The 16,768-nt window shown below is 71.3% G+C and carries 8 protein-coding genes and 2 pseudogenes (1 of these 10 cut by a window edge); 3 read left to right on the top strand and 7 right to left on the bottom strand.

Annotation, left to right across the window (positions count from 1 at the left end; genetic code table 11):
* Nucleotides 1-2,057, bottom strand: a pseudogene (locus FrCorBMG51_RS34395) (AAA domain-containing protein); its annotated part reaches 3,071 nt to the left of the window's first position; the annotation flags it as partial.
* 433 nt (nucleotides 2,058-2,490) lie between these two features.
* On the opposite strand from FrCorBMG51_RS34395, the gene FrCorBMG51_RS03335 reads away from it, so the two are divergent.
* Entirely contained in the window at nucleotides 2,491-6,210 is a 3,720-nt protein-coding gene (locus tag FrCorBMG51_RS03335; RefSeq protein ID WP_047221617.1) for a UvrD-helicase domain-containing protein, read from the top strand.
* Between the two features lie 110 nt (nucleotides 6,211-6,320).
* On the opposite strand, the gene FrCorBMG51_RS03340 is transcribed toward FrCorBMG51_RS03335, so the two are convergent.
* On the bottom strand, nucleotides 6,321-7,202 hold the full coding sequence (locus FrCorBMG51_RS03340; protein WP_235433274.1) for a class I SAM-dependent methyltransferase: 882 nt from the start codon (nucleotides 7,200-7,202) through the stop codon (nucleotides 6,321-6,323).
* 249 nt (nucleotides 7,203-7,451) lie between these two features.
* On the opposite strand from FrCorBMG51_RS03340, the pseudogene FrCorBMG51_RS30465 reads away from it, so the two are divergent.
* Both FrCorBMG51_RS30465 and FrCorBMG51_RS30470 read left to right on the top strand, forming a co-directional pair.
* Nucleotides 7,452-7,850, top strand: a pseudogene (locus tag FrCorBMG51_RS30465) (TerD family protein); the annotation flags it as partial.
* 310 nt (nucleotides 7,851-8,160) lie between these two features.
* Complete coding sequence (locus FrCorBMG51_RS30470) at nucleotides 8,161-8,475, top strand: CAP domain-containing protein (protein ID WP_235433275.1); 315 nt, start codon at nucleotides 8,161-8,163, stop codon at nucleotides 8,473-8,475.
* Nucleotides 8,476-8,627: 152 nt separating this feature from the next.
* On the opposite strand, the gene FrCorBMG51_RS03350 is transcribed toward FrCorBMG51_RS30470, so the two are convergent.
* The 5 genes from FrCorBMG51_RS03350 to FrCorBMG51_RS03370 form a co-directional block, all read right to left on the bottom strand.
* Nucleotides 8,628-9,626: a glycoside hydrolase family 16 protein gene (locus tag FrCorBMG51_RS03350; RefSeq protein WP_157180371.1), complete on the bottom strand. Its 999-nt coding sequence runs from the start codon at nucleotides 9,624-9,626 to the stop codon at nucleotides 8,628-8,630.
* Nucleotides 9,627-9,923: 297 nt separating this feature from the next.
* Nucleotides 9,924-10,970, bottom strand: a complete 1,047-nt coding sequence (locus FrCorBMG51_RS03355) for an MBL fold metallo-hydrolase (protein ID WP_047221619.1) — start codon at nucleotides 10,968-10,970, stop codon at nucleotides 9,924-9,926.
* A 620-nt stretch (nucleotides 10,971-11,590) separates the two neighbouring features.
* The gene (locus FrCorBMG51_RS03360; protein WP_235433290.1) at nucleotides 11,591-12,484 is read right to left on the bottom strand and encodes an agmatinase family protein; all 894 of its coding nucleotides are present in this window, start codon (nucleotides 12,482-12,484) and stop codon (nucleotides 11,591-11,593) included.
* Nucleotides 12,394-13,809 (bottom strand): radical SAM/SPASM domain-containing protein, encoded by a 1,416-nt coding sequence (locus FrCorBMG51_RS30475; protein WP_157180372.1) that lies wholly within the window; start codon nucleotides 13,807-13,809, stop codon nucleotides 12,394-12,396. The genes FrCorBMG51_RS03360 and FrCorBMG51_RS30475 overlap by 91 nt, the downstream gene beginning before the upstream one ends.
* 67 nt (nucleotides 13,810-13,876) lie before the next feature.
* Nucleotides 13,877-14,845, bottom strand: a complete 969-nt coding sequence (locus tag FrCorBMG51_RS03370; protein WP_162233163.1) for an EamA family transporter — start codon at nucleotides 14,843-14,845, stop codon at nucleotides 13,877-13,879.
* Between the last annotated feature and the right edge of the window lie 1,923 nt (nucleotides 14,846-16,768).

Raw genomic sequence — 16,768 nt, forward strand, 5'->3', positions numbered from 1 at the left:
GGCCCGCCGCGCTCGCCGTGGCTGTCGCGTCCACCGTGATCGTCGCTGGCAGGTACCGGGCCGCACCCGCCAGCAGCACCGCCGCCGCCGTATCCCCTGTCACTGTCGGTGACATGACCGCCAGGGCTGGCGCTGTCCTGGCCACCGCCGGTGGCGGGCCAGGGCACGGGGGTGGGGAGCCAGCCGTGGGCGGCGCGCTCGTCCCGGACCCGCGCCGCGATCCGGGCCAGGGTGCCCTCCCAGCCCGGCGCCACCCGCGAGCCGTCATGGTGGGCACCTTCGGCCGCGCGCAGCCGCTGGATCCGTTCGGCCAGTTCGGCCCGGCGGGCGGCGGCGTCGTCCCGCCNCGGGCGGCGGCGTCGTCCCGCCGGGAGCGCAGCCGCGCGATCCGCCGGTCGTGGTCGTCCGGCCGGAAGGCGGCCTTCTCCGCCGCGAGCGCGCTGATGCTCACCGCGAGCTCGGTCGAACCGGTGTCGTCGAGGTCGGTGAGTGACACGCACAGCCGTTGCAGCTCCGGGGGCATCTTCTCCCGCAGCACCCGCAGCGCCTGCGCCTTCTGGCTGGTGACCAGCACCCGCTTGCCCTCGGCGAGCAGCGCGGACATCAGGTTGGCGATCGTGTGGGTCTTGCCCGTCCCGGGCGGCCCTTCCACCACGACACCGTTGTCCCGGCGCAGACGTTCCATCACGTGGGCCTGCTCCGGGTTCGCAGGCAGCGGGAACAGCGGCGCGGTGCCGCCCGGGCCGGGCGGGCCGTCCAGGCTGTCCGGGCCGGCCCGGACAGCACCGTCGGGCGCCGCGTCCGCGGCCAGCCAGGCCAGGCGTTCGTCGGCCTCCAGCGTCTCGACCAGCTGCACCAGGCCGAGCGGCGGCGGGCCGTCGCCGCGCAGCGCGTCCAGCATCTGGTCGTAGTAGTTCAGCAGCGCCGCCCGGCCGCGGGCGCGCAGCACCAGCGCCGGGGCGAAGGTCACCTGCGGGCGTGGGCCGGCCGGCCGCGCCGCCGGCTGCCAGGACGGCGAGTAGCCGTCGGTGGACACGTCCACGGCAAGGGTCAGCCAGTCCCGCAGCGCCCGCTCGTCCTCGGAGCCGAGGGGGACCGCGGGGCGGCCGCGCAGCCGCTCGTGCAGCGCGTTGGTCCGTTCCGGCCGGAACGCCGCCACCCCGTCGAGCAGGCTGCCGTCCTCCAGCCGGGTCGTGGCCTCGGCGGGCAGCCGCAGGCGGATGGTGGAGCTGGTCGTGTCGATCTCCACCAGCAGCCTGGTCGCGAGCAGGTGATGGCGGACCTCGACGGCAGCAGGCGGCGGGCCGCCCGTCGCGGGCGGGNGGGCCGCCCGTCGCGGGCGGGCGTGCCGCCGCCGGGCCGAGCGGGGGCCGGCCCGGCATCGTCGCCGACGTGATCGTTGCCGACGTGCCGAGCGAGGGCATGCCGGTTGTGGACGGGCCGGGTGCGGCAGACGGGCGCGCCGTGGACGCCGATGCCGGGGGCGGGGCCGGGGTCGGGGTCGGGGTCGGGGCGTGCCAGGACAGCAGGCCGGTGCAGAGCACCAGCTCGAGCGCGTCGCCCTCCTGCGCCAGGCGCTGCGCCACCGTGTGCAGGACGTTGTGCAGGGCCCGCCGGTCGGCGTCCGCGCGGGCCCTGGTCGCCCAGATCCGCCAGGCCGGCAGCCACTGCGCGTAGGCGGCCTGAACCTCGGGCGCGTCCGCGAGCCGGATGGTTTCGGTGATCTCACGCTGGATGCCGTCCGGCCGCAGCTCGACGCGGGTCCGCGGGCCGATCTCGCGCAGCGGCGGGAACTCCTCGACCGGCTCGCCCGGTTCGGCCATGACGACCCAGCCGGTGAGCTGGCCGGGCAGCGCCGGCGGCGGTGGCAGAGCCGCCGCGGCGGGCGCGGACAGCAGCACCTCGCCGGGGCCGGCCTGCTCGAACAGGGACAGGCCGTCCGGAAGGTTGTCGAGCCACACCACGACGGGATGCTCGTCGACCGTGGTGACCCGCGGCGCCTGGGCCAGGGCGATCTCCCGCAGGAACCGGACCAGGCGATGGCACCGGTCGGTCAGCGCGGCCCGGCGCCGGTCGTCGAGGCGGCGTCCGGCGTGGGCCGCCGGCCCGCCACCGCTTTCCCCGCCGGGCTGTCCCGCACCGAACCGTTCCTCGCCGTGCTGCCCCGCTCGCCCTTCACGACGCCGCCCGTCGCCGGGCCGCTCGTCGTGATGAGGCTCGTCGTGATGGCGTGGCTGGCGGACAGCCGTTTGTTCGGTCATAGTCCTCTCCGGACGCGACAGCCCCACGGGCTCCTCCGATGGCCGGATGCGCACACCGGCGGACACACCCCGTTGCGGCAATGCCCATAATGACCCGTCCCACCAGGAGGCGGTCATGCCGGGTGGCGTCGCGGGCGAGCGGCGGCGGGAGCCAGCCGAAGAGCGCCGGTGGCCAGGCCCGGCAGGCCGCCGTGTGTGCGAGCGCGCGGGTGCGACAACATACCCAGCTGTGAGCTCACGGTTTCTTGCGGACCTGCACATCCACTCCAAGTACTCACGGGCCTGTAGCCGTGACTGCGACCTGGAGCATCTTGCCTGGTGGGCGGCGCGCAAGGGGATCCAGGTGATCGGCACCGGGGACTTCACCCACCCAGCCTGGTCGCAGGAGATCGCCACCAAGCTCGTGCCGGCCGAACCCGGCCTGTTCCGGCTGCGTCCCGACCTCGAGGCGGACGTGCTGCGGACCCTGCCCGCGTCCTGCCGGGTGGCGACCCGGTTCATGCTCTCCACGGAGATCTCCACGATCTACAAGCGGGGGGAGCGGACCCGCAAGGTCCACCATCTTCTCTACGCTCCGAGCACCGACGCCGCGGCCCGGATCACCGCGAGCCTGGCGAAGATCGGCAATCTCGCCGCGGACGGGCGTCCCATCCTGGGCCTGGACTCGCGTGACCTGTTGGAGATCACCCTCGGCGCGGGCGACGGCTGCTACCTGATACCGGCCCACGTGTGGACGCCGTGGTTCGCGGTGCTGGGCTCCAAGTCCGGTTTCGACGCGGTCGAGGACTGCTACGTCGATCTGGCCGACCACATCTTCGCGCTGGAGACCGGCCTGTCCGCGGACCCGCCGATGTTCTGGCGGCTGTCCGGGCTCGACCGGTTCCGCCTGGTCAGCAACTCCGACGCGCACTCCCCGCCCATGCTCGGCCGGGAGGCGACCGCGTTCACCTGCGACGTCGACTACTTCGCCATGCTCGCGGCGCTGCGCACCGGGGACGGGTTCGCCGGCACGATCGAGTTCTTCCCCGAGGAGGGCAAGTACCATCTCGACGGCCACCGCAAGTGCAACGTCCGCTACGAGCCGAGTCAGACCCGGCAGGCGGACGGGCGCTGCCCGCAGTGCGGACGGCCGCTGACCGTCGGCGTCCTGCACCGGGTGGACACGCTGGCCGACCGGACCGAGGGGTTGCGCCCGCCGACCGCGGGCGAGGTGCGCTCGCTGGTGGCGCTGCCCGAGGTCGTGGGGGAGATCCTCGGGGTCGGGCCGAAGAGCAAGGCGGTGGCCGCGCAGGTCACGACGCTGACCACCCGGCTCGGCCCGGAGCTGGGGATCCTCGCCGAGGTCCCGCTGGACGCGATCGCCGAGGTCGGCTCGTCCGCGCTGGTGGAGGCGATCCGCCGGCTGCGGAACGAGGAGGTGATCCGCGAAGCCGGATATGACGGCGAGTACGGCGTCATCCGCCTCTTCCGCCCGGAGGAACTCAGCTCGGACGCGGGCACGCTGTTCGACCTCGCCGCCACCACGGCAACACCGGCCGGCACGGCAACACCGACCGGCACGGCAACGGCCCCGGGCGGCTCCCGGGCCCGCACCGCCCGCCGGGGCAGCCGCGCCGTCCGTACCGCGCTGGCACCGTCCACGGCCGCGTCCTCGCCGACGTCATCCCCGGCATCGCCGTCCGTCCGATCCGGTGCCTTATCCGCGGCCCCGCCCGCGGTGGACAGCCCCACGGGCCTGACGAGTCCGGTGTATCCGACGCAGCCGGCTCCCGGGCAGCGTGTCCCCACCGCGGACGCGCTCCCCGGCGGACCATCCTCCTGGTCGCCATCTCCCGACGGGCCCGCCGCCGGCGCGCGTCCCTCTGATGGGCCTGCCGCCGACGTGGTGGATGTGCCACCGCAGGGCGTGCCGTCCGAGGTGCCCGGCGCGTCCGCCCTGGCCGCTCTCGACGCCGAGCAGCGCGCCGCGGCAGCGGTCACGAACGGCCCGCTGTTGATCGTCGCCGGGCCGGGGACCGGCAAGACCCGCACCCTCGTCCACTCGATCGCGTACCGGGTGCGGGAGTGCGCGGTGCCGGCCGAGCAGTGCCTGGCAGTGACCTTCACCCGGCGGGCCGCGGCCGAACTGCGCGAACGGCTCGACGCCCTCATCCCGCAGCAGGCGTCGCGCGTTTTCGCGACCACCTTCCACGGCCTGGGGCTGCGGATGCTCCAGGAGCAGCACGCGCGCCTCGGCCTGGGGCCGGATGTCGCGGTCGCGGACGAGGCGGTGCGCACGCAGATCCTGCGGGAGGCGCTGGCCGGCACGGCGTCGGGGACGCGCAACCTGGAGCGACTGCGACGCGCGCTGGCCGGGCTGCGCCGCGCCCGCGCGCTCGGGGAGCCCACCGACGGGCACGAGCTGGCCGTGGTGGCGCGGGGGTACGAGCGTGAGCTGCGCGCGCGCAACCTGGTCGACCTCGACGACCTCGTCCAACTGCCCGTGCTGGCGATGCGGGAGCATCCCGAGATCGCCGACGAGTACCGGGCGCGCTGGCAGCACGTCTGGGTCGACGAGTACCAGGACGTCGACGAGTTGCAGTACGTCCTGCTGACCATGCTGGCCGGGCGCTTCGGCGACGCCTCGCCCGCCCGTCCACCGGAACCCGTGCCGGCGGCGAACCTGTGCGCGATCGGCGACCCGGACCAGGCCATCTACTCCTTCCGCGGTTCCGACGTGGGCTTCTTCCTGCGTTTCCGGGACGACTTCCGGGACGCGAAGGTGGTGTCGCTGACCCGCAACTACCGCTCCACCCCCGTGATCGTCGAGGCGGCCGTCCGCCTGATCGAACCGGCCACCCTGGTGCCCGGCCGGACCCTGCGCGCGGTCGGGGAGCATCCGCACAGCGCTCCGGTACTGCTGCGCCGCACCGCCGACGAGGCGGACGAGGCATCGGTCGTCGTGGGCCTCATCGAGGAGGCCCTGGGCGGCACGTCCTTCCACGCGCTCGACACCGGGGTGGACGGGACGGGGCAGGCCCGGCTGTCCTTCTCCGACATCGCGGTGCTCTACCGCACCGCCCGTCAGGCGCGGCCGGTGATGGACGCCCTCGACCGGCAGGGGTTCCCCTTCCAGCGCCGGTCCCACAACCGGTTCGCGGACACCCCGGGCGTCGCGTACCTGCTGGAGCTCGTCGGCGACGACACGCCGGCCGACGGGATCCCCGCGGCCCCCGTGCTCCCAGCGGACACGGTGCCGGCGCGGGGCCGCGGTGTTCTCGCACGGCTGCGGGCGGCGGCCCAGATCGCCCTCGACAACGCCGCCGGCCTGCCCGGCCGTGGCGGCCCGGCATCCTCCGGCAGCCTGCCCGGGACAGCGCCGGACGCCCGGAGCGGGCCGGCGTCACCGGCCGGGCCCGCATCGCCGCCGCCTCCGGCCGGACCGCCGAACGAGGCCGAGATCCGGTACGCGCTGGACGTCCTGACCCCGCTGGCCACCGAGTGCGGCGACGACCTGGAGCGTTTCTGTTCCGAGATCGCGCTCGGCGCGGAGGTCGACACCTTCGACCCCCGGGCGGACCGGATCTCCCTGCTGACGCTGCACGCCGCCAAGGGGCTGGAGTTCGGGTTCGTCGTCATCATCGGCTGCGAGGACGGCCTGCTGCCGTTGCGGTGGGCGGGCGCGTCCCCGGCCGGCAGCGGTGCCGGTGCGGGCGCCGGACTCACCGGGCGTGATGACGGCAGCGACGACGGTGACGAGGAGGAGCGGCGGCTGCTGTTCGTGGGCATGACCCGGGCCCGGGAGCAGCTTGTGCTCACCCATGCGGCCCGCCGTGGCCGGCAGGTGTCCGAGGTGCGGCCCTCGCCCTTCCTGGACAGCCTGGGTGCGCCGCTGCTCGAGCGCCGTTCCGGCCCGCCCCGGCCCCGCCGGGCCCGCCCGAACCAGGGCCGCCAGCTCCGGCTGATCTGACCGCTGCCCACCGTCCCGGGAGCGTTGATCGCGGACGCGCGAAGGGCCGCGAAGGGCCGCGAAGGGCTGGGAAGGGCCGCGGAGAGCCTGGTCGCGGTGCCGGCGGCCGGTCAGCGCCGGCGGAAGACCATGGCGAGGTTCCAGGTGACGACCTCCCGGACACCCGGCACCCGCAGGATCGGCCTGGTCCACGCCGGCAGGTAGCGCGGCATGGCGGCCACGACGTCGATGCCGTGGTGGCCGTGGGCCCAGGCCAGGGCGTCGGCCACCGACACCGCGAACAGGCTGCTGCCGTAGCGGTTCTTCGGCGGGGTCCCGGTGCGGCGCTCGTAGCGCCGGGCCGCGCGGTGGCCGCCGAGATAGTGCCAGGGCGCGGTTTCATGCCCGCCCCAGGGTGAGAGCCAGTTGGTGAAGCTCAGGAAGATCACCCCGCCGGGTCGGGTGACCCGCACCATCTCCTCGCACATCCGCCACGGGTCCGGCACGTGCTCCAGGACGTTCGACGAGTAGCAGATGTCCACCGAGGCGGTGGCGAACGGCATGTCCAACGCGCTGCCGAGCACCCGGCCCGGCTCCACGATGCCACCGGCGCTCAGCTCGGAGATGTCCGGCTCGACCCAGACGTAGTGGGCGCCGGCCTGCTGGAAGGCGCTGCGGAAGTAGCCGGGGCCGCCACCGACGTCCAGGACGAGCGAGCCGGCCAGCGTGGTGAAGCGGCTGAGCTGGTGCACGGAGTCGGCGGCGAGCAGCGAGTAGAAGCCGGCCGGGTCGACCGGTTCGCGCCGGGCTGCGCGGAAGAGCCGGACGGACCGCCCGATCGAGGTGCTGGCGATCGGCGCCGGCGCGCTGCCCGTGGGCGTCGCTCCAGAACGTGGCGCCCGTGCCGGGGCTGTCGGTGCCGTCTCCGGGGTTCCCGTTGGCCCGCCGCCGGCGATGGCGTGCGCATCTGGGATGGATGGGGATTCGCGCGGGGCGGACACCGTCTCGGCCATGCCGGGACACTAACACCCCCGACCGGGGCCGAAATGTGATCTTTTCGGACGTCTTCGCACGAATCGGGAAGACTTTCCGATCATCGTCCGGATGTCGGATACCAGCACCGGCGTCGGCGCCGTTCGGCCGGGACGATACGTGACACTTGTTCGTCCTTGTAAGAGCGATCGAGAGCGCGCTGGTGAACCGGACGGCCCGGCCCTCGGCCGGCCGCCATGACCCACCTGCTCGGACCACTCGGAGTGATCATGATTGAGCTGGTCGCCGGTGCCAACCGGTCGTTGCCGGACGGCGCGCTGTCCGTTCACGTGGCCGGGCCGTTCGACCTGTCGCTCCTGATTATCAGCGGGAACGGGAAGGTCGCCGGGGACGGCGACTTCGTCTTCTACAACCAGCCGTCCGCGCCCGGGGCCCGGCTGACCGATGACGGCGCCAGCATCGACCCGCCTCGGCTGCGTCCGGCGGCAACCAGGGTGGTCGTTGTCGTGAGCCCGGCCGACACCGGTGTGACGCTCGGGCAACTGCCGCCACCGGTCCTGAACGTCCGTGGCCGGGGCGGCACCCCCGTCGCGCGCTTCACCCCGCCGCGGCCACGGCAGGAGACCGTTCTGCTGCTCGCGGAGATCTACCAGCGTGGGGCCGGGTGGAAGATCCGGGCGCTCGGCCAGGGCTATTCCGACGGCCTCGCCGGGCTGGTCCGCGACTTCGGCGTTCAGGTCGACGACGACGACGGCGCCGCGCCGGCGGGCCTACCGGTGATCCCGCCACCGCCACCGGCACCGGCACGGCCGGCCGCCTCGCCCGCCGCCNGCCGCCTCGCCCGCCGCCGGTGCGGCCGTCGGCGGGGGCACCAGGGGAGTCGATATCGGGGGAGCCGATACCAGGGGAGACGTCGTCTCGCAGGTCGTGGCATTGGTGAACGTCGAACGGGGCAGGCTGGGCCAGTCTCCGCTCACCGTGGACGCCTGCCTGCTCCTGGCGGCGCAGTGGCACAGCGAGGACATGGCGGCGAACAGCTACATGGACCATGTCAGCCTGGACGGCCGGACGATGACCGACCGTGCGACCGCGTCCGGTTACCGCTACCGGATGCTGGGTGAGAACGTCGCGGCCGGTCAGAACAGCCCGGCGGAGGTGATGGACGGCTGGATGAACAGCCCCGGCCACCGTCGGAACATCCTCAACGGGGAGTTCACCCAGATCGGGGTCGGCTACGCGCGTGGCGGTAGTTACGGCATTTACTGGACCCAGGTTTTCGGCACGCCCGCCTGACAGGGAAACCGCGGGGGAAAGCAGGCTGTCGGAGCGGTCTGTCGAGTCTGCAGGTCACCGCGGCCGGTGCGGATCGACCGGTGGCGGTGACCGGTCGATCCGGCAACCCGTGCCGGCTCGGCAGGGCTGTGGCCCATGGGGCCTGTCAGCGGTTACGGGGCCTGCTGGTAGATGTGGACGTAGTCGATGTCGACGCTGCTGGGGAACTGAGTGGCGCTGTTGGGCGCACCGCCCCAGCTGGAGGAGCCGCCCACGTCCAGGTTCACCATCAGGTACATCTTCTCCGAAGGAACCAGGCTCGTCAGGTGACCGGTCTGCACGCCGTCGATGTAGAAGGTCAGCGATCCTGGCTCCCACCTGACGGCGAAGTTGTGATAGTCGGCGCTCCAGTCCGAGTGCCTGGTCTTGAACTGGTTCTCACTGCCGTGCCTGGTGTGCAGCGTCTGGAAGATGGTCGTCTGGTCCTCACCGATGAATTCCATAATGTCGATCTCATCGAGTGTGTAGGCCGGGTTGTACAGCCAGATCGCGGGCCAGAACCCCTTGCCCTTCGGCAGCTTGGCGCGGACATCCACGTAACCGTAGGTGAAGAAGTACCGCTGGTCGCTGTTTATGATGCCGCTGGTGTACGGAAATGTCCTGCCCTTGAAGTTGTAGGGGGCCCTGCTCGCGGTCAGATGCGCCTTGCCATCGCTCTGCGTCACCGCGGACGGCGAGTAGCAGTTCTGCGAGCCGTGGTTGCCGGAGTTGGCCCCGCACTGGGCGCCCTGCCAGACGTTGGTGACCCACTTGGCGGTGTCCAGCACAGGTGCGTCGAACTCGTCGCCGAACACCAGGCGCCAACTGTCGTCGAGCCCTGGTGGCCGCGTGGCGGGAGCGGGCGCGAGCAGCAGGCGAAGCGGGTTCGCCGCCGGCGGGGCCGGGGCCTGGGCCTGCGTGGGCGCTGCCTGCTGTGCCGGCTCCGCCGTGGGCGGTGCTGACTGAGCCGGCTGACCGCCCGCGGCCGCGGACGCGCCGGGCGACGGATGCGCTGCCAGGTAGGCCTTGGCAGCCTGCTGCCCGATGGACGAGACGGACGGGGAGGACTCCGGTGACGTGGACGTGCGAGGAGCCTGGCAGCCCGCCAGGGCGACGCCCACTGGTAGTGTCAACGTCATCGCCAGGAGCCGCCACCGAGTCCTGAATCTGGACTTGGTCGGTGCGGAGGACTGAAGTCTGGGCAACACGAGTCCTTACATGTCCGGTCCCCTCCGGCGGAGGGCAGCGTAACACGCCCCTGTGCGCACACCTAGCGCCGACGAGCGACGTTCCAGCATCCTAACAGGAGTAGATCTATTTTTAGGATGATATGTCATGATGGGCCCGTTCCTCCGCCGCCGGCCATCGTGCCTGGTCACCGCGTCTGTTGGTAGCCGTCGTCCAGTACCGGATCCCCGGTTGCGGGGAGCTCAGTTTCGCGTGGCGTAGCGCACAACGCCGTCCCCGGTGGTGGCCGCGACCAGTTGGTCGTGCTCCACCAGCAGGTCGAGGTGCGCCTCGATCTCGAGGACGGCCAGCGTCTGACTGGTCGTGTCGAGTTCGTCCAGTCGGCGTTCCCGGCGGGTCCAGCGCATCGCCGCCGCGACCTGGAACGCCGTTTCGGCACCCGCGCGAACATTGCGGGCGGCGGTGTCCAGACGGGCCTCGTGATGGGCCAGCAGCTCCTCGACCCGCCGGTGCACGCTGGTGGTGACCGGGCCGTGCGCAGGCAGTAGCAGGGTGTCGGGCAGACCGCCCATCAGCCGCAGCGACTGCAGGAAGCTGCGCAGCGGCGACGGTTCGGGCGCCCACTCGAACCCCAGCGACGGGGTGATGTGCGGTAACACGTGGTCGCCGGCGAACAGCAGGCCGTTGGTGTTGTCACGAAGCACCACATGGCCGCGGGTGTGCCCCGGGGTGGCGAGGACGTCGAGCTTGCGCTCCGCCAGGCCGACGACATCGCCGTCGTCGAGCCAGCTGTCGGGGGGACCCCACGGCGCGTTCTGCGAGTGGTCCGTCTCGTGCACCAGGTATCGGGCGTAGCGCTCGGCCAGCTCGGGGGCACCGCAGCGCAGCAGCATCGCGATCTGCGGGCGGGTGAGGACCTCGGATTTCTCACCGGCGAGTATCGAGTGGCGCTCCCCCCAGCCGATGCTGACCTTCGTCCCGAACCGCGCGCGCAGGGCAAGGGCCTGGGTGTAGTGGTCGTGGTGCGCGTGGGTCACCACCACACGGGAGACGTTGTCAAGCTGGTAGCCGAGCGTGCTCAGAGCGGTGGCCAGCGCGGATTCGGTGGACGGCATGGCCCACCCGGAGTCCACCACGACCAGGCCGTCGACGTCCGGCACGACGTAGACGTTCACCGCGCGCAGACCGCTGTACGGCAGCGGGAGCGGGATGCGGTAGACCCCGGCCGCCACGGGATGTGCGCCGGGCTCCGTCCAGTCGTCGGGTTGTTCGTTCGGCGGCGGTGGCACGCACGTCTCCTTGATGGGTTCTTCAGCTGGTGGTCGCGGCGTTTTCGATCTGTTTAAATATAATTAGAATTAATACAATTTTACTGTGCTGATCGGTCACCTGCCTCCCAATCGCGCCAGTTCCGCCGGCAGCACGCGAATGACCCATGACGCGAATAGGCCGTGATGCCCCGCCTGGTGGCCGGTTCGTTGTCGACGACGGACATGCCCGCGACACTCCCGGCCGGATCGAGCCGCCGCCAGTGTCCGCCGTCGGTGTCCGCCGCCGGCCACGCTGCTCTCAGCCTCCGCCGTAGGTGGATTCCGTCGTGATGACAGCGCTTTCCACCTACAGGCGCGGAAGCCGTAGGTGGAAAGCGTCGCGATGGCAGCGGTTTCCACCTACAGATGGCGGCTACCGGCCAACGCGGGTATCGGGCAGCCGGAGCGGTGACAGACAGCTGTCCGCGCGTCGGGTTCGACGTCGGAACGCCAGAGCCCGCCCCCGACCGGCGCGCGGCCGGGGGCGGGCTCTGGGCGGCCGGGCCGTGGCGGCCAGGCAACCGGCCCGTCACCACGACGGCGGGCCGGTCGGGGGCGGGCTGTGGGTGGGGGACGCGGGTGACGGGGCGTGGATCCGGTCAGGCCCACTTGCCGGCGACGACACCGGCCATGTGGTTGAGGAGCAGATGGGCCGCGAGCTGGGAGGTCTGGTCGAGGCGGTCCAGCGGGGGACTCACCTCGTTGATGTCGATGCCCACCACGGGGACGGCGCCGCTGATCTCGAAGACGGCGTCCGCCACCTCGTGGGTGAGCAGACCGCTGCCGTTCGGGACGCTGGTGCCGGGTGCGAACGCCTGGTCCAGGCAGTCGATGTCGACGGAGATGTATACGCCGTCGGTGTCCCGGGACACATGGCTGATCGCTTCTTCCAGGGTCTCCCGCCAGCCACGCCGACGGATCTCGTAGGGCGTGCGGACGAGCACCCCCTGCTCCTCCGCGGAACGCATGTAGTACTCGGAGTATATGGGGGCGCTGATGCCGAGCTGGGCGGTCACCGAGTAGTCGATGACGTCTTCCAGGGTCTTCATCCAGTGGCCCGAGTGTTCCTTCCCGGGGATCGGCGGGCGGGCGTCGAAATGGGCGTCGAAAACGATCAGTCCGAATCGCCGGCCCGGGTTCCGCCGGAGCAGACCGCGGAAAATCGGATCGGCGATCGAGTGGTCACCGCCGAGAAAGACAGGATGCTGTTCCGGGGGAATTCTGGCCACGGCTTCGGTGATGTTCGCGTAGGTTTCCGGCAGCGAGTGGACGACGTCGACCCGGCCGAGGTCGACCAGTCGGACGTGGTCCAGCGAGACTCTTTTGTCGGTGCAGTAGAGGGAGAACCCGTTGAACGCGGTCAGAATGCCCTCGGGTCCGAAACGGGTTCCCGGCCGATGGCTCACCGCGTAGTCGAACGGGATCCGCAGGAACGAGAAGACGGTGTCGTCCGGCGTGGTCTGGTCGACCCAGCTGTCGGCGACCCAGCGTATTGTCGGGTCGTCGACGACCTTCGTGTGCATCGTGCGTTCTTCCTCTCGCCGGTATCTTCTCGCCTACGGCTTCGCGGGCGCCTGCGCGGGCAGCGTGTCGGCGGGGCGGGCGCCCGNCGGGCGCCCGCCGGCAGGATTTCCACGTCGACCGCCCGGCTGCGGGCACCCCGCCGGTGGATCTCGACCTGTGAGATCTCGTCCAGCGCGTTCTCCATCACCGGGTCGGCTTCGTGCCGGTTACGCCAGTGCAGGTACTGCTCGGTCTTGCGGTCCATCGGCCCGAGATCGACGCCCTGCCACTGGCGTTCGCGCAGCAGGCAGAAGCCGTTCTGGTCGGGCTGGCGCACGCGCCGGGCATAGGTCGACTGCCAGATGTCGGCCAGGCTGTCGCGGCGCAGATGGCCCAGCAGGCGGCCGAGGCCGTTGCAGTCGTACACCTCGCCGAAGAGGTTCACGAACAGGCCCACGTTGACCTGGCGGCACCGGTAGCCGCCCCCCATGGGCCGGCTGGGAACGTATTCCAGGCCGTATTCCTCGCGGTCGATCCGGGCCATGAACTCGATGAGCTCGTCGGCCCGCCGCTTCTCGAAGAGAACCTGCCGGTGGTCGGCCATACCCTCGGGAATGAGGGTCATGATGTAGTTGTGCACGTTGTTGTCGCGGCACCAGCGGAAGATCGTGCCGATCTCCTCCATGTCCTGGAAATGCGGGGTCACGACCATGTCGATGGCCATGCGGGTGGGTATCGTCGAGGCGAATCCCCGTTCGACGAGCAGGTGTAGCGCCCTGGTGGCGACCCTGCCGTAGCCCTTGACGCCGACCATCTTGTCCTGCACCCGTGGGTCGTCGGAGTTGTGCTTGATGAAGATGGTTGCGCCGAGCCGGTACAGCCGGTCGATCGTCAGCTCGTTGAGATGCCAGCCGCTGGTGAAGACGACCGGGATCATGTCGTTGTCGTGGATGTACTCCAGGACCTCCCAGAAACCGGGATCGATCATCGGTTCGCCCGCCCCGGGGAACTCGATGGTGGTGGCTCCGAGTTCTCTGGCCTGGCGGATGATGTCCTTGCGCTGTTCGGTCGTCAGCTCGGTGCGGTTCGGCACGTCGCTGTAGCGGTCCGGGGTGCGGTCGCAGTAGAAGCACTTGAGCTGGCACTCGCCGGTGAAGTCCATGTCCAGGTGCAGCATGCGTGCGTGCGCCTGTGCCTCGGCTACCGTGCTTTCGCAGTAGTCGGTGCCCCTGGCCCAGAGATTCTCGATTCGCTGGCGGGCCGCGACGATGTGCGGCAGGTTCTTCCGATCGGCCACGGTGATGCTCTTGCCCATGGGTTCTCACACCCTTTCCCCGGTGGATCCGGCGCGGCACCAGGACGGTTGACGCCCGGTCCGTCGGTCAGTTCACGACGGCCTCTTCCCGTTGCCCGGTTCCCGCCGGTTCGCCGGGACGTTCCCGAAGCAGGAAACGCTCGTTGCGGTGCATGTGGACGAGGGCGACCAGGAGCAGTGCGATACCGGCGAGCTGGGGGAGCGCAAGTCGTTCGTCGACGAGCAGATACGCGGCGAGCCCCGCGACGACGGGATCGAGCATGCCGATGACCGTCGCCGGGAACGCGTCCACCTGTCGCAGGCCGCGCAACAGCAGCCAGTACGGCACGACCGTGGCGAAGACCCCGATAAAGAGGATGTAGGCAACGGTGGACGGTCGATAGTCGATCCGGTCGAGCGGGAGGACGGGGACGAGTACGAGCCAGCCGACCGCCGACATCACGAAGGTGTGAAAAGTGACGGTCGTCGTCTCAAGGTCGAGCCGTCGTGCCCGGTTGCCGGCCATGTTGTAAAGGGCGAAGGCGAGCCCGCACAGCAGCCCGGCCGTGAGCCCCAACCGGTTGGCCCGGAAGATGTCGGCGTCGTACGCGCCCGTGAGCAGATAGCAGCCGAGGACGCTCATACCGAGCACGGTGAAGCTCGCCCGGTTGAGCAGATGGGTGCCCCGGCCCAGCCCGATCAGGATGACGAAGACCGGTGCCGTGTACTCGAGCATGATGGCGACGGCCACATCGGTCCTGCTGATGGCGACGTAGAACGTCAGGTTCACTATGATCAACAGGGCCGTCATGATGCCGAGATGCCCGAGCTGGGCCCGGTTCACCGGGAGGATTCTGGCGCGCGCGAACACGATGACCGGGACGAGTACGACGGCCGCGCAGAAAGAGCGCAGGGCGGTCAGCGAAACCGCGGACACATCGTCGTTGAACAGCACCTTCGCGACCGCTCCTGCGAGCCCGAAGAGCGCCGACGCCGCGGATATGCACAGATAACCCGACAGTGTCCGCTGCGATTTCTCCACGCCCGCACGTGTCATGCCTGGGCGTCTCCTCATCATCAGATAATGCGAGGGGAACGACAGTGCGTAACAGGTTAGGCGCAGGGCTGTGTTCGGGTCAAGGAACCCTAATCATGATCTTGCCAGGTGATGTCGGCAAGAATGGTTCGACCTGTCCGCGGGAACGTGCTTGACGCTGGCTGGCGCAAATTTTCCGATACTTTCCAGGTGATCTTGAAGAGATCTCCGGGTGGGTGCGGCCTCCACAGGAAAGTACCTGACCGGCGGTGGACGCTCGACGCAAGGACGCCATAAGACTGGCATAAGACCGACACGGGACCGGAGCGGGAACAGCGCAGGGGCGAACGCGGCCGGACGTGCGTGTACGCGCCCGGTACAGGCTGGCGCGGGGCCGACACCGCGGCTGGGGCGGGCAGCGCGGACGGCGTCCCGCGCCGCCCAGGCGGGGCCTCCCGCATCCCTCCCGGATCCCTCGCGCCGCTGTCCCCGCGCTTCCTACGTAGTGGTCAGGTCACGGCGCAGAAACGAGGCGAGCGCGCCGAGGCCGGCGAGCAGCCCGATGCCGACCATGACGGCTGCCGCGACCGGCCGGAACGGCTGGGCCGGCACGAGGCCGACGTGGGCGAAGGGAGTGAGGTCGAGCAGCCACCGCGGTGGGCTGAGCAGAGAGCCGACGAGCTGCCAGAGGAAGGTGACCGCGACCAGACCATAGGCGATGCCGCTGGCGGCCCGGGGCACGAGCGCGTAGCCAAGGGCGCCGAGGCCGAGAAACAGGCCGGCGGTGGGAAGGGTGTTGGCACCGGCTTCGAGCAGGCTCGACAGCGCGACGCGCACACCGGAGGCGGTGGCGCCGGCCCAGGCGGCCAGGCCGGCGGTCAGGGCGATGGCGGTGGCGGCAACGCCGGCGGGTACGAACCGTCCGGCGAGCCAGCCCCCGCGGGAGACCGGCTGCGCGAGCAGGGTTTCCAGATGCTGTGCCTCGTCCTGACGCAGGACGCCGATCTGGACGCAGGCGAACAGGCTGACCGCCAGGGTGACGAACAGGAACAGGAACGCGAGGTAGCCGGTGGGCGTGAGGATCGACCCGGAGCCCAGTTTGGCGATCTCGCGCTGCACGTTCTGCGGCACGTCGGCGCTGGAGATGCTGTGCGAGACCGTGCCGAGGACGAACATGAAGATCGCTACCGTGCCCAGCCACGCGGTGAGGACGCCGCCCTGGCCGCGCAGCGCCTGCGACGTGGTCGACCGCAGCAGGTGCGGCCAGGGGTCGGCGCTGTCGCGGCTGGGCAGCAGCCCGGCGCCGATGTCGCGTCCGCGGGCCAGGCGGGTCGCCACGGCCAGCAGCACGCCAGTGACGACCACCGGCAGGAGCAGGACCAGCGGCCGGGCCCCGGTGAGGGGACGCAGCTGCTCGGCCCACCCCAGCGGGGTCAGCCAGCGCAGCCAGCCGAGCCCGGCGACGGTGTCGGCGAGGACGCGCAGGAGCAGCAGCACGCCGGTCACGGCGCCGCCGAAGGCAAGCGCGGCGCGCCGGGACGCAGCGAGCTGGCCGGCCAGCGCGCCGATACCGGCGCAGGTCACCGCGACCGACGCGGCCGCTGTGGCCAGGCAGGCCGAGCCGGCGACGGGGAGCCCTGCGACGACAAGGCCGGCGAACTCCGCGAGCCACAGCGCCCCGACACCGGCGGCGATCGCCGTGTAGGCGGCGGTGTGCAGAATGCGGCGGGAGACCGGGCCGGCGAGCAGGAGGTCGGTTCGGCCGCTGTCCTCCTCGGCGCGCGTCGCCCGCACGGCGGCGAGCAGCCCGAACACGGCGGCGGCGATCGCGAGCACGCCGCCGACCCGCCAGGCGGCGTAGCCGGCGACGGTCTGGATCTGGTGGGGCTGCCCGTAGAGCAGCCGCAGGCCGGTGTTGTCGGCGAAGCCGCGGGCGAACGCCAG

It is taken from the genome of Protofrankia coriariae (assembly GCF_001017755.1).
Lineage (GTDB): Bacteria > Actinomycetota > Actinomycetes > Frankiales > Frankiaceae > Protofrankia > Protofrankia coriariae.